The 12742-nt window shown below is 61.5% G+C and carries 15 protein-coding genes; 6 read left to right on the forward strand and 9 right to left on the reverse strand.

All coding sequences use genetic code 11. The features are described from left to right. Positions 1–83: 83 nt before the first annotated feature. Together QMX91_RS22660 and QMX91_RS22665 are read right to left on the reverse strand one after the other, a co-directional pair. The gene (locus QMX91_RS22660) at positions 84–674 is read right to left on the reverse strand and encodes an HD domain-containing protein (RefSeq protein ID WP_098967777.1); all 591 of its coding nucleotides are present in this window, start codon (positions 672–674) and stop codon (positions 84–86) included. Between the two features lie 26 nt (positions 675–700). Continuing rightward, positions 701–1012 (reverse strand): DUF962 domain-containing protein, encoded by a 312-nt coding sequence (locus QMX91_RS22665; protein WP_282413418.1) that lies wholly within the window; start codon positions 1010–1012, stop codon positions 701–703. Between the two features lie 164 nt (positions 1013–1176). On the opposite strand from QMX91_RS22665, the gene QMX91_RS22670 reads away from it, so the two are divergent. Beyond that, positions 1177–2232, forward strand: coding sequence for an AraC family transcriptional regulator (locus QMX91_RS22670; protein WP_218568261.1), 1056 nt, complete (start codon positions 1177–1179; stop codon positions 2230–2232). Here the strand turns inward: QMX91_RS22670 and QMX91_RS22675 are convergent. Continuing rightward, complete coding sequence (locus tag QMX91_RS22675) at positions 2189–3643, reverse strand: TrkH family potassium uptake protein (protein ID WP_027613980.1); 1455 nt, start codon at positions 3641–3643, stop codon at positions 2189–2191. The two genes, QMX91_RS22670 and QMX91_RS22675, sit on opposite strands and share 44 nt — an antisense overlap. A gap of 121 nt (positions 3644–3764) precedes the next feature. Between QMX91_RS22675 and QMX91_RS22680 the strand changes: the two genes are divergently transcribed. Continuing rightward, complete coding sequence (locus QMX91_RS22680; protein WP_134785715.1) at positions 3765–4331, forward strand: nitroreductase family protein; 567 nt, start codon at positions 3765–3767, stop codon at positions 4329–4331. A 448-nt stretch (positions 4332–4779) separates the two neighbouring features. Here the strand turns inward: QMX91_RS22680 and QMX91_RS22685 are convergent, their stop codons facing one another. The 6 genes from QMX91_RS22685 to QMX91_RS22710 all read right to left on the reverse strand — a co-directional run bounded on the left by QMX91_RS22685 (position 4780) and on the right by QMX91_RS22710 (position 9241). Beyond that, a complete protein-coding gene (locus QMX91_RS22685; protein ID WP_282413419.1) occupies positions 4780–6120 on the reverse strand; it encodes a HAMP domain-containing sensor histidine kinase in 1341 nt (446 codons plus the stop codon). A 181-nt stretch (positions 6121–6301) separates the two neighbouring features. Continuing rightward, positions 6302–6751: an LTXXQ domain protein gene (locus QMX91_RS22690; RefSeq protein ID WP_047600020.1), complete on the reverse strand. Its 450-nt coding sequence runs from the start codon at positions 6749–6751 to the stop codon at positions 6302–6304. Between the two features lie 199 nt (positions 6752–6950). Further along, positions 6951–7628, reverse strand: a complete 678-nt coding sequence (locus QMX91_RS22695) for a response regulator transcription factor (RefSeq protein WP_007966021.1) — start codon at positions 7626–7628, stop codon at positions 6951–6953. 7 nt (positions 7629–7635) lie between these two features. After that, positions 7636–8046, reverse strand: a complete 411-nt coding sequence (locus tag QMX91_RS22700; RefSeq protein WP_027613976.1) for a translation initiation factor 2 — start codon at positions 8044–8046, stop codon at positions 7636–7638. A gap of 297 nt (positions 8047–8343) precedes the next feature. Then, entirely contained in the window at positions 8344–8643 is a 300-nt protein-coding gene (locus tag QMX91_RS22705) for a YciI family protein (protein WP_007966019.1), read from the reverse strand. Position 8644: 1 nt separating this feature from the next. Beyond that, a complete protein-coding gene (locus QMX91_RS22710) occupies positions 8645–9241 on the reverse strand; it encodes a septation protein A (RefSeq protein ID WP_027613975.1) in 597 nt (198 codons plus the stop codon). An 87-nt stretch (positions 9242–9328) separates the two neighbouring features. Between QMX91_RS22710 and QMX91_RS22715 the strand changes: the two genes are divergently transcribed. The 4 genes from QMX91_RS22715 (at position 9329) to scpB (ending at position 12646) form a co-directional block, all read left to right on the forward strand. Then, positions 9329–10192, forward strand: coding sequence for a PHP domain-containing protein (locus tag QMX91_RS22715; protein WP_135295194.1), 864 nt, complete (start codon positions 9329–9331; stop codon positions 10190–10192). Positions 10193–10205: 13 nt separating this feature from the next. After that, positions 10206–10835, forward strand: a complete 630-nt coding sequence (locus tag QMX91_RS22720; RefSeq protein WP_007966016.1) for an L-threonylcarbamoyladenylate synthase — start codon at positions 10206–10208, stop codon at positions 10833–10835. A 123-nt stretch (positions 10836–10958) separates the two neighbouring features. Continuing rightward, complete coding sequence (locus tag QMX91_RS22725; RefSeq protein WP_171061841.1) at positions 10959–11657, forward strand: ScpA family protein; 699 nt, start codon at positions 10959–10961, stop codon at positions 11655–11657. Between the two features lie 11 nt (positions 11658–11668). Further along, on the forward strand, positions 11669–12646 hold the full coding sequence (scpB, locus tag QMX91_RS22730; RefSeq protein WP_282413420.1) for an SMC-Scp complex subunit ScpB: 978 nt from the start codon (positions 11669–11671) through the stop codon (positions 12644–12646). Positions 12647–12742: the final 96 nt, after the last annotated feature.

The following is a 12742-nucleotide window of genomic DNA, read 5'->3' on the forward strand; positions in this document are numbered from 1 at the left end:
AATGCGGTGTATCAGTAAGTACATTTTTATCTGACACACCGCCTTCGGGAGCAAGCCCCCTCCCACATTGAGTTGTGGTGTTCTCAGGCCGGGCTGTGTTCTTCCATCGCGGCCTTGTAAATCGAGTGCTTCGGCTGGGCAAACAACCGTTCCATCATCGGCTCGAAGAAGCTCAGCGGCAGGGTTTCATAGGCCGGGTCGAACGCCGCCGCATCGTACCTGGCGCAAAATTCCGCCGTGGCCTGATACTGCGGATGCGCGGCGAATTGCTCGCGCAGATGCCGATCCATGCCCAGGTGATGGAAGAAGTAATAACCCTGAAAGATGCCGTGCTTCTCGACCATCCACAGATTCTCGGCGCTGACGAACGGTTTGAGAATCGCCGCCGCGATGTCCGGGTGGTTGTAGGAGCCGAGGGTGTCGCCAATGTCATGCAGCAGCGCACAGACCACGTATTCCTCGTCACGACCATCGCGATAGGCGCGGGTCGCGGTTTGCAGCGAATGGGTCAGGCGATCCACCGGGAAGCCGCCGAAATCGCCTTCGAGCAACTTCAGGTGCGCGATGATCCGCGACGGCAATTGCCGAGCGTAGGCGCTGAAGTCCGCGGCGATGATCGCCCAGTCTTCCTGTGTGCCGTCTTTCATGTGGGTGAAGCGGGCATTGGCGTTCATCGGCAAGCCTCCAGGTGGGTCGGGTTTCAGAACGCCACGCGGCCGAGGATCATGTCGCGGTACATGACGAAATCGCCGAGCAGACTGTACAGCGGATGCTGGAAAGTCGCCGGACGGTTCTTTTCAAAGAAGAAGTGGCCGACCCAGGCAAAGCTGTAACCGGCCAGCGGCAGGGCCAGCAACAGCGGCCAAGCGCCTTTGGCGATGGTCATGGCCAGAATGAAAATCACCAGCGTGGTGCCGATGAAATGCAATCGTCGGCAGGTACTGTTGGCGTGTTCGCTGAGGTAATACGGGTAGAACTCGGCGAAAGTGTTGAATTGCTTGATGTTTTCCACGACTGCGATCTCTGTGGTTATTGTTCTGACGGCAAGTTGTTCGGCGGGTAGCTTATTTGAGTCTAGAGTGAACACTGGCATCAGCCAGTGACAATGGGCGCCACTTTAGTATCCTTCGCAAATCGGGTCGTAACATGCGATCCATCATGTAAAAGAATAACGCCATGAGCGAACGAACGACTTCTGCAAGCTGGGCGATGGGGATTGTCAAAGCATTGGAGATGGACGGCCTGGATTGCCGGGTACTGTTCAAGCAACTGGGGCTCGATTACGCGGCCCTGGATGATCCGGATGCGCGCTTCCCGCAAGATTCCATGACCCGCCTCTGGCAACGGGCGGTCGAGCTGTCCGGCAACCCGGCGATCGGCCTGAACATGGGCAAGGTGGTACGCCCGGCGTCGTTCCACGTTGCCGGCTATGCCTTGATGTCGAGCAACACCCTGGCCGAAGGCTTTCAACGGCTGGTGCGTTATCAGCGGATCATCGCCGAGAGCGCCGACCTGAGTTTTCGTCTGCTCGAAGAAGGCTATGCGCTGATTCTGACGGTGCATGGCGATCACCTGCCGCCAACCCGGCAGAGCGCCGAAGCCTCGCTGGCCTGTGCGCTTGGCCTGTGCGGCTGGTTGACCGGACGCACCCTGCACCCGGTCAAAGTGCTGTTTCAGGGGGACGAACCCGCAGACCTGCAACCCTACCGACAAGCCTTCCACGCGCCGCTGATGTTCAACGCGCCGTACGATGCGCTGATTTTCGAACGCGCCGACATGGAAGCACCGCTGCCCACCGCCAACGAAGCCATGGCGCTGCTGCACGACCGGTTTGCCGGGGAATACCTGGCGCGTTTTTCCGAAAGCCGCGTGACCCACAAGGCGCGCCAGGTGTTATGCCGTTTACTGCCGCAGGGCGAACCCAAGCGCGATACCGTGGCGCAGACCCTGCATCTGTCGCAGCGCACCTTGCAGCGCCGGTTGCAGGAGGAGGGCACCAGTTTTCAGCAGTTGCTCGACGACACCCGCCGCGAACTGGCCGAGCAGTATCTGGCGCAGCCGAACATGACCTTGCTGGAGATTGCCTATCTGCTGGGGTTTGCCGATCCGAGCAACTTCTTCCGCGCGTTTCGCCGCTGGTTCGACACCACGCCCGGCGATTACCGGGCGCGGCTGTTGCAGGCGCCGGTCAGTGACGCCAAAAGGCCGGAATACACAGCACAAACACCGTAATGATCTCCAGTCGGCCGAGCAGCATGCCGAATGACAGAATCCACTTCGCGGCATCCGGCAAGGTGGCAAAGTTGCCCGCCGGGCCGATGGTCTCGCCCAGGCCCGGGCCGACGCCGGACACGGTGCTGGCAGCGCCGGTCAACGCGGTCATCCAGTCGACGCCGAGCAGCGACAGCAGCAGGGCGATCACGCAGATGGTGATGGCGAAGAAGAACGAAAAGGTCAGGATCGAACGCACGATCTCTTCGTCGAGACGGTGACCGTTGTACTTCTGCTTGATCACCGCGCGCGGGTGAATCAGCTGGTTAAGGTTGGCCTTGAGCAGGATGTAGGCGACCTGGAAACGGAAGATCTTGATCCCGCCCGCCGTCGAGCCGGAGCAGCCGCCGACAAAGCCCAGATAGAAAAACAGCATCAGCGAGAAATTGCCCCACAGGCTGTAGTCGCCGAGGGCAAAACCGGTGGTGGTGACCACCGACGTTACGTTCAGCGCCACGTGCCGCAGCGCTTCCAGCCAGTGCAGCTTGGTGGTCCACCAATACCAGGTGCCGAGCACCAGCCAGGTCACCAGCAACATGCCGAGCAAACCCTGCACTTGCTGATCCTTGATCAGTGCCCGACGGTTGCCGCGCATGGTCGCCACATACAGGGTGAACGGCAGGCTGCCGAGGATCATGATTACCACCGCGACCCAGTGCACCGCCGGTTGCGTCCACTTCGCCAGGGACTGGTCGGAGGTCGAGAAACCGCCGGTGGAAATCGCCGACATCGCGTGGTTGATCGCATCGAACGGGCTCATCCCGGCCCACCAGAACGCCAGGCTGCCGAGGATGGTGATACCGACGTAGGCCGCCACAATCAGGCGCGCCACCATGTGCGAGCGCGGCATGACCTTTTCCGAGCGGTCGGACGATTCGGTCTGGAACAGGCGCATGCCACCGATGCGCAGCAACGGCAGAATCGCCACCGCCATGCCGATGAAGCCGATGCCGCCGAGCCAGTGCAGCAGCGAGCGCCACATCAGGATCCCCGGGGACATGGTGTCGAGCCCGCTGAGCACGGTCGAGCCGGTGGCGGTGATGCCGGACATGCTTTCGAAGAACGAATCGGTGTAGCTGATGTGCTGGGTCAGCAAAAACGGCAGCGCGGCGAAAATACACACCACCAGCCAACTGCTGACGGTCAGCAGGTACATGTCGCGCGGGCGCAGGTGAATGTGCTCGGGGCGGCCGGGGATCACCAGTGCGAGGCCGGCGAGGAAAGTGATCATGCTCGCCCAGAGGAACGACGGCAGATCGCCGGTGCGCTCGAAAATCACCAGGGTGGCCATGGGTACAACCATGGCGATGGCCAGGGTGATCAGGAAGATGCCGATGATGAAACCAATGATCCGTAAGGTCGGCAACGCCATGAAGTCCGCTCGGGCTGATGTAGGAAGGGCGCCATTCTACCCGTGGGGCAGGGCATGTAAACCGGCACCCTGTTGCCGGATACCGCTAGAATAGCCGCACATTTTTCTCAGGAGGTGGCCGATGCAGGCTCTCGACGCTTTGCTCAACCGTGTTTCCGTTCCACGCCTGGTCGAACCGGCCCCTACCGCCGAGCAGCGCGAAGCCCTGTTTGGCGCAGCCCTGCGCGCACCGGATCACGGCCACTTGCAGCCGTACCGTTTCCTCACCGTCGAAGGCGCGGCACGTGAGCAAATGGGCGAGTTGCTGGCCGAAGCGGCGCAGATGCAGGAAGGCGAAGTCACTGAAGCGATGATCGACAAGGCGCGCAACGGCCCGCTGCGGGCGCCGCTGGTGGTCGTGGTGATCGCGAAACTGCAGGATCACGTCAAGTATCCGAAGGCCGAGCAGTTGTTGGCGGCGGGGTGTGCGGCTCACGGGATTCTGCTGGCGGCGTATGCGCAGGGGATCGGGGCGGTGTGGCGCACCGGTGATCTGGCTTATTCGGCGCACGTGGCCAAGGGGCTGGGCCTGGCTGATGACGAGCAGGTAATTGCCTTCCTGTACCTCGGCACGCCGCAGAAAGAGCCGCGTGTGGCGGAGAAGGTTGATCTGACTGAATTCGTCAGCGCCTGGCCTTCCAAGGCCTGAACATCAAAAGCCCCTCACCCTAACCCTCTCCCGGAGGGAGAGGGGATTGATTGGGGAATGCGCCAGGGATGCGCCGAGCGGAGCGATCTTCACTGAATCCATATCGACACGGTTTGCCAGGTCGATGCACTTCGCATAACAACTCGGTCGGCTCCCTCTCCCGGAGGGAGAGGGGATTGATTGGGGAATGCGCCAGGGATGCGCCGAGCGGAGCGATCTTCACTGAATCCATATCGACACGGTTTGCCAGGTCGATGCACTTCGCATAACACCTCGGTCGGCTCCCTCTCCCCAAGGGAGAGGGGATTGATTGGCATGCTCCAGGGATGCGCCGGGCGGAGCGATCTTCACTGAATCCATATCGACACGGTTTGCCAGGTCGATGCACTTCGTATAACACCTCGGTCGGCTCCCTCTCCCTCCGGGAGAGGGCTGGGGTGAGGGGCTTTTAAGGCTGGACAATTGCCCCTGGCACCAACGGCAATTCCAGGCTGGCGACAAACCCGCCCTCAGGATGATTGGCCAGCAGCAGACTCCCGCCATGCCGCTCCGCCGCGCGCTTGGCAATCGCCAGGCCCAGACCATGCCCGGCCGCCGTCTGCCCCGGCGCCCGGTAGAACGGCTCGCCCAACTGGCTCAGATGCTCGGCCTGCACGCCCGGCCCGTGGTCGCGCACACTCACCACAATTCGTTCGCCCTGACGTGTGGCCTGCAATTCGATTGCCTGCCCCACCGGGTTGAAGCGTTGGGCGTTGCGCAGCAGGTTGTCGACGGCGCGCTCGATCATGGTCGGCCAGCCGGTCAGCGTCAGTTGTGGTTCGGCATCCAGGCGCACGGTCTGCTCCGGCGAGCCAAGTTGCGCGTCTTTCTGCAGGGTGCCGAGCAGCGCATTCAGGTCTACTTCTTCAGCACTGGCGTTGTCGGCATCGACTCGCGCCAGCACCAGAATCTCGCTGATCAGCGCTTCCAGCCGATCACATTCGCGGGTCAGGCGTGGCCAGAGCTTTTCCCGTTCTTCCGGGTTGGCCCGTTCCGCCAGTGCCAGCGCAATCCGCAGTCGCGCCAAAGGTGAGCGCAGTTCGTGGGACACATCGCGCAGCAACTGGCGCTGACTGCCGATCAGGCTTTGCAGGCGCGCGCCCATGCGGTTGAAGTCGTTGGCCAGCACGCCGAACTCATCGCGACGGTTGGCCAGTTTCGCCAGGCTGTTCTGCTGATAGGTGGTCTGCCCCAGATCATGCACCGCACCGCGTAAACGACTGAGCGGGCGGGTGATGGAGAAGGTCACCAGCAGGCTGAACAGGGTCAGCACCACCAGCGCAATGCCCAGCGCACTCAGCGGCCAGAGCAGGCTTTCGCGGTGCCAGGCATCGAGTTCCGGGTGCGGGATGCGGAAGATGAACAGGTAGGTGTCGCCGGTTTTTTCGCTGGTGAATTCGTCGGTCAGGCGCCGCCAGGGCAGGCGTCGGTCATCGTTGTTCTGCCGGGCTTCGAAGGCGGCGGCGCGACGCGGGAAGGTGCCACGCACCACCGGGTCGCCGCTTTCGTTCAGCACCTGCACATCGATGTGATATTGGCGTTTGCGCTGTTCGAGGATGTCCTGCGCGGCGTCTTCGCCCTGGGCTTCGTAGGTTTGCGTCCATTCGGCGGCCAGGGTGTTGAGGCCGGGATGGCGGCTGAGGATCCACGCGTCCTGGTTGAGCATGTGCCCGAGCAGAATCGACAGCCCCGCCACCAGAGCAATGGCCAGCCAGAAGCTTGCGAGAATACGCCAGAACAATGAACGCACAGAAAATCCTCAATCAAACAAAAAACTCAACAATGTGGGAACGGGCTTGCTCGCGAATGCGGTGTGTCAGTCAACATTACTTTGTCTGATACACCGTATTCGCGAGCAAGCCCGCTCCCACATTTGGATTGAGTGGCAACAGAACCGACGGCGCTTAGCCGTCGGATCCGAGGTTATCGCATTATTGCGCTTTTTGCGGTTGTTGCGCTTTCCACGCTTTGAACTCGGCCCATTCGGCGCGGCGTTCAGCCTGTTTCTTCTGGATCTCGTCGAATTTCTTCTGTTGATCCGGTTTCAGCAGGTTGCGTACGTCAGCTTCGGCTTTCTTGTGGTTGGCGGCCATCTCGTCTTTCATGGCTTTCTGGTCAGCCGGCGAGAGTTTTTCCAGGTACTTCTCGACTACCTGGCGACGCTCATGCATCTGCTCGCCCATGATCTTGCGGATCTGATCACGTTGTTCACGGGACAGGTCGAGTTGGCTGTACGGGCCTTTGCCGTGCTCACCGTGCATTTGACCGCCGTGGCGTGGGCCGTCTAGCGGGCCACCCATCGGGCCACCATCCTGTGGCATGGCCATGGCGACGGTTGGCAGAGCGGCAGCGAACATCAGAGCGATAAGAGTCTTGCGCATGGTGTATCTCCTTGTCTCGTTCCCGGTACGTTCCGGATGAGTTCAGATTACGGAGATCAAGGTCAGCGGCGGTCAGCGCTGCGTAAAGCTTGGGTAAAGACGCTTCGTACCCTGCCTGACAAATATCACTGGCACTGCGCCTGTGGCGAGGGAGCAAGCTCCCTCGCCACATATAGCATTCAGGCAGGTATTTCCCGATTTACAGGCTGTAGTAGTAACCGCGGCTGCGCAGGGCGACGATTCGCGGGCGACCGTCGGGGTGGGGGCCGATCTTCTTGCGCAGGTTGCTGACGTGCATGTCGAGGCTGCGGTCGTACAGGGTCAGTTTGCGGCCGAGGGCCAGTTGCGCCAATTCCTGTTTGTCCAGCGGCTCGCCGGGCTGCTTGAGCAGGGCTTCGAGCAAACGACTTTCGGAAACGGTGAGAGTCAGTTCTTTCTCGTCGATGCTGACCACGCCACGCACCGGGCTGAAGCTCAGGTCGCCGAGTTCGAGCTGGGTCGACACGGCAGCCGGGTGACTGCGGCGCAGCACGGCGCGCAGGCGCGCGGTGAGTTCACGCGGATCGCAGGGTTTGGCCAGGTAATCGTCGGCGCCCAACTCCAGACCGAGGATACGATCCAGCGGTTCGCCCCGGGCCGAGAGCATCAGCACTGGCAAATCGGCGTGTTCGCTGCGCAATTGCTTGAGCAGTTCCAGACCGCTGCCGTCGGGCAGCATCACGTCCAGCACCACCGCTGCCGGGGCAGATTCGGCCAACGCTTTGCGCGCGCTCTGGCCATCGTGGCAGGCGCGTACCTGGAAGCCTTCCTGGCTCAACCAGCTACTCAGGAGTTCGCACAACTCCTGGTCATCATCAATCAGTAACAGCTCGCTCATGACTCACTCAATTTAGCCATTGCCGACGTTTTCGGCTTGCTCCACTGGCAAAGATACCGCACAGCAGCGCCAATAGCGCTACCCCGGCGCCGGTGACGAACCATTGCTGCTGTTCGGTCAACAGACGCGGCAATGGACTGGCCTGGGCTTCCTTGAGTTGCAGCTTCAGGCGCTGGTTCTCCTGACGCAACCGGGCAAGCTGGGCGCTTTCACGGGTGTTATCGGCATTTTGCAGTTGTTTGCTCAGTTCTTCCCGCTGCTGCTCGCTGGCCTTCAGGCGCTGCTGCAGTTCGGTAATCTGACTGCCGGCACTTAACGACAATGGCGTGGAGCTGCCGCTTTCGGTGGTTTCCTCACCATGGGCGGGCGCCATGATCGACAACGTGACCCACATCAGACACAACGGACCTTTGCGCATTGCGATTCCTGCTTGCAAATGGATATTGGGCAGGTTGTCGGCAGGCAAACGAGAATAATGAGCGATTGAGAGCGGTTAGAACCGGGAAGGTTCAGTGCTTGGAGTGGGTTGAGTGTGGCGAGAGAGCTGTTGTGGTGAGGGGATTCAGCGAAACGTCGCACCGCCCCGATGGGCTGCGAAGCAGACCTGAAATGGGAGCATGCGGTGTGTCAGGCACACCGCATTGGATGGCTTTGGGTTGCTGCGCAACCATCGGGGATAAATCCCCTCGCCACAGAGCCCCCCCCCATTCCTTGGTTACGGCAAAACTTGCTTGAACGGCTTGACGATCACGTTGGCGTACACGCCGGCGGCGATGTACGGATCGGCGTCGGCCCAGGCCTGGGCGGCGCTCAGGGAGTCGAATTCGGCGACGATCAGGCTGCCGGTGAAACCCGCAGCGCCCGGATCATTGCTGTCGACCGCCGGGTGCGGGCCGGCCAGTACGATACGGCCTTCGCCCTTGAGCACTTGCAGGCGTTCGAGGTGGGCCGGGCGCGCGGCGAGGCGGGCTTCGAGCGAGTTGGCGACGTCGGTGGCAATGATTGCGTAGAGCATGTCAGTCCTCGGTTTTTGGCGTTGTGGTATCGGCGTCATGCAGATGGCGGGACAGGTAGATGCCCTGACCGACCAGGAACAGCACGGTCATGCCCAGGCTGCCGAACACCTTGAAGTCGACCCAGATGCTCTGGAAGGTGAATGCCACGAACAGGTTGGCAGCGCCGCAGAACAGGAAGAAGGCGATCCAGGCGATGTTCAGGCGGGTCCAGACCGGATCCGGCAGGGTCAGCGCGTGGCCCATGATGCGTTTGATCAGCAGGCGGTCACCGATGAAGTGGCTGCCGATGAAGGCCAGGGCGAACAGCCAGTTGACCACCGGGGCTTTCCATTTGAGGAAGGTCTCGCTGTGGAAGGCCAGGGTCAGGCTGCCGAACACCAGGCAGGCGATCAGGGTCAGCCATTGGCTCTTCTCCAGCTTGCGCTGTTTGATGAACAACGCGCCGTAGACCACCAGGGAGCTGATGATCAGCATCGCCGTGGCGCTGTAAATACCGCCTACAGTGACCTCGTGGCCGGCGATATCGACAACCCGTGGATCAAGTTTGTAAACGATGAAGAACAGCAGAAGCGGGATGAAATCGATGAATTGTTTCACAGTGAGAGCCAGAAGCTGGATGTGGCGGCATAATAACAAACATATGGGCGCGCGATAGCGCCAGCTGATTTGAGGTTACAACTCCCCGTGAATGTTGATTTGCACTGCCACAGCACGGCCTCCGATGGCGCCCTGGCGCCGGCGGTTCTGGTTGCGCGTGCGTTCGAAAACGGCGTGCGAGTCCTGGCGTTGACCGATCATGACACCCTCGAAGGCCTCGCCGAAGCGCGCCGCGCCGCCGAAGAACTGGGCATGCAACTGGTCAATGGCGTCGAACTGTCCTGCACCTGGGGCGGCGCGACCATCCACGTGCTGGGCTACGGTTTCGACGTCAACGCCGCGCCATTGGTCGAGGCCATCGCCAGACTGCACGATGGCCGCTGGCTGCGGTCCGAAGAAATAAGCCGCAAGCTCGGCCTCAAAGGTATGCCCGGTGCCCTCGACGGCGCCCGGCAGATCCAGCAGGAGCTGGGCGACAGCGGCAACGCCCCGGCCCGTCCGCATTTTGCCGACTGGATGGTGCGTGAAGGTTTTGTAAAGGATCGCGCCGAGGCGTTCCGCAAATGGCTCGGCGCTGGCAAGCTGGGTGACGTCAAGCAACACTGGCCGACGCTGGAAGACACCGTCGCCACCCTGCGCGCCGCCGGAGCGTGGGTCAGTCTGGCGCATCCATGGCACTACGATTTCACCCGCAGCAAGCGCCGAAAGCTGATTGCCGACTATATTCAAGCGGGCGGGCATGCAATCGAAGTGGTCAATGGCCATCAGCCCGCGGAACAGGTCGGCAGCCTGGCAATCCTTGCCCGCGAGTTCGGTCTGCTGGTCAGCGCCGGCAGTGATTTCCATGGCCCTGGAGGCTGGTCCGAGATTGGCCAGTACCGGCCGGTTCCCGAGGACCTTCCACCCCTGTGGTGTCGGTTCAAACATGACACAGATATTGCCGCCGTCTGAACAGGTAGAAAACGTGAGTCAATTTTTCCAGATCCATCCGGAAAACCCGCAAGCGCGCCTGATCAAACAGGCGGTCGAGATCATCCGCAAGGGCGGGGTGGTGATTTATCCCACAGACTCTTCCTACGCCATCGGTTGCCAGATCGGCGACAAGACCGCGATCGAGCGCGTGCGCCGGCTGCGTCAGCTCGACGAAAAGCACAACTTTGCGCTGATCTGCAGCGACCTGTCGCAACTGGGCAACTACGCCAAGATCGACACCGGCACCTTCCGCATTCTCAAGGCGCATCTGCCGGGGCCTTACACTTTTATCCTCAACGCCACCCGCGAAGTGCCGCGCCTGTTGCTGCATCCGAAGAAACGCACCATCGGCCTGCGGGTGCCGAGCCATCCGATTGCCCTGGCGTTGCTGGCCGAACTTGGCGAGCCGCTGATGAGCGTGACCCTGATCATGCCCGGCGATGAAGATCCGCTGAGCGACCCGTACGAAATGCGCCAATTGCTGGAACACCAGGTGGACCTGATCATCGACGGCGGTTTCGGCGGGATCAAGGCGTCAACCGTGATTGACCTGACCGGCGACGACCCGGAAGTGATCCGCGTCGGTTGCGGCGACCCCGCGCCGTTCATGGTCGAGGCCTGAATGTCCGCAGTGGAAACCGTTGTCGATCCCCAGGCCGGCGCCCAGCAGGAATTGCCGTTTGCCATGGTCTATGGCCAGGCGGTCACGGAAATGCCGCTGGACCTGTACATCCCGCCGGATGCGCTGGAAGTGTTTCTCGAAGCCTTCGAAGGCCCTCTTGACCTGCTGCTGTACCTGATCCGCAAACAGAACATCAACATCCTCGACATCCCGGTGGCGGAAATCACCCGCCAGTACATGGGCTATGTCGAGTTGATGCAGTCGGTGCGCCTGGAGTTGGCTGCCGAGTATCTGGTGATGGCGGCGATGCTGGCCGAGATCAAGTCGCGGATGCTCCTGCCGCGCGCCGAAACCGTCGAAGACGAAGAGGATGACCCGCGCGCCGAACTGATCCGTCGCTTGCAGGAATACGAGCGCTTCAAGGCTGCCGCCGAAGGCATCGACGGCCTGAGCCGGGTCGGCCGCGACGTGGTCGTGCCCAAGCTCGACGCCCCCGAAGCCCGGGCGCGCAAGCTGTTGCCGGATGTCGCGCTGGAAGAGATTCTGATGTCCATGGCCGAGGTACTGCGCCGTGGCGACATGTTCGAAAGCCATCAGGTCAGCCGCGAGGCATTGTCGACCCGCGAGCGCATGAGCGATGTGCTGGAACGGCTCAAGGGCGGCGGCTTTGTGCCGTTCGTCGAGCTGTTCACCGCCGAGGAAGGTCGCCTCGGTGTGGTGGTGACCTTTATGGCGATCCTTGAACTGGTCAAGGAATCCTTGGTCGAGCTGGTGCAGAATGAGCCGTTCGCCGCGATCCACGTGCGAGCCCGAGCCGAATAACGAGTCGAAACATGAACCTGACTGAACCCCGCGAGCTGGCGCCCCTGCTTGAAGCCTTTCTGTTGGCCGCGGGAAAACCGCAATCGCTTGAACGCCTCTACGAACTGTTCGAAGAAGGCGAACGACCGGAACCTGCGGTCTTCAAGAAAGCCCTGAGCCTGCTGGCCAAGTCCTGCGAGGGCCGCGCGTTCGAGCTCAAGGAAGTCGCTTCCGGCTACCGCCTGCAGATCCGCGAGAAGTTTTCGCCGTGGGTCGGGCGTTTGTGGGAAGAACGCCCGCAGCGCTATTCCCGGGCGCTGCTGGAAACCATGGCGCTGATCGCCTATCGCCAGCCGATCACCCGGGGCGAGATCGAAGACGTGCGGGGCGTGGCGGTCAATACCAACATCGTCAAGACGCTGATCGAGCGCGAGTGGATCCGCATCGTCGGTTACCGCGACGTCCCGGGCAAACCGGCGATGTTCGCCACTACCAAGGCGTTTCTCGATCACTTCAACCTGAAGAACCTCGAAGACCTGCCACCGCTGGCCGAACTGCGCGAGATGGAAACCGAGCCAGTCCTCGATTTTGACGACGCACCGGTACCGCAGGGCCTGCAGGAACAGGCCGACGCCAGCGCCGAGCCGGAAGAGCCGAAGGAAGAAACCAGTTTCCACACCTTGCTGCTGGAGCTGGACAGCATGGAGGAGGGGATCAAGACCGACTTCGATGATCTGTTGCGCGATGCCGCGGATGGTGAAGCATCGACGCCTGAGCCGGGAGTCGAGACCGTCGAGCCGGCGATTGAAGTTGAACTTGAGGCCGAGCCTGAAGCCGAACCGGAAGAGGATGTGCTGGGCGTTGCCGAAGCCCGGGAAAAGCTTCTGGCCGCCGTCGCCGCCCTCGAACAACCGGTGCCAGAACCTGAACCCGAGCTGAGCGAAGAAGAAGCCGAAGCCCGTGCGCTGGCGGAAGCCATCGAGGCCGAACGCCGCGAGTTCGAGGACTGACCCGGTTTTCAGGATCACTGGTCAACCCCTGTGGGAGCGGGCTTGCTCGCGAATGCGGTGTGTCAGCCATTCATGTATTGCCTGACACACTGCATT

The organism is Pseudomonas sp. PS01299, from assembly GCF_029960145.1.
GTDB classification, from domain to species: Bacteria; Pseudomonadota; Gammaproteobacteria; order Pseudomonadales; family Pseudomonadaceae; genus Aquipseudomonas; species Aquipseudomonas putida_A.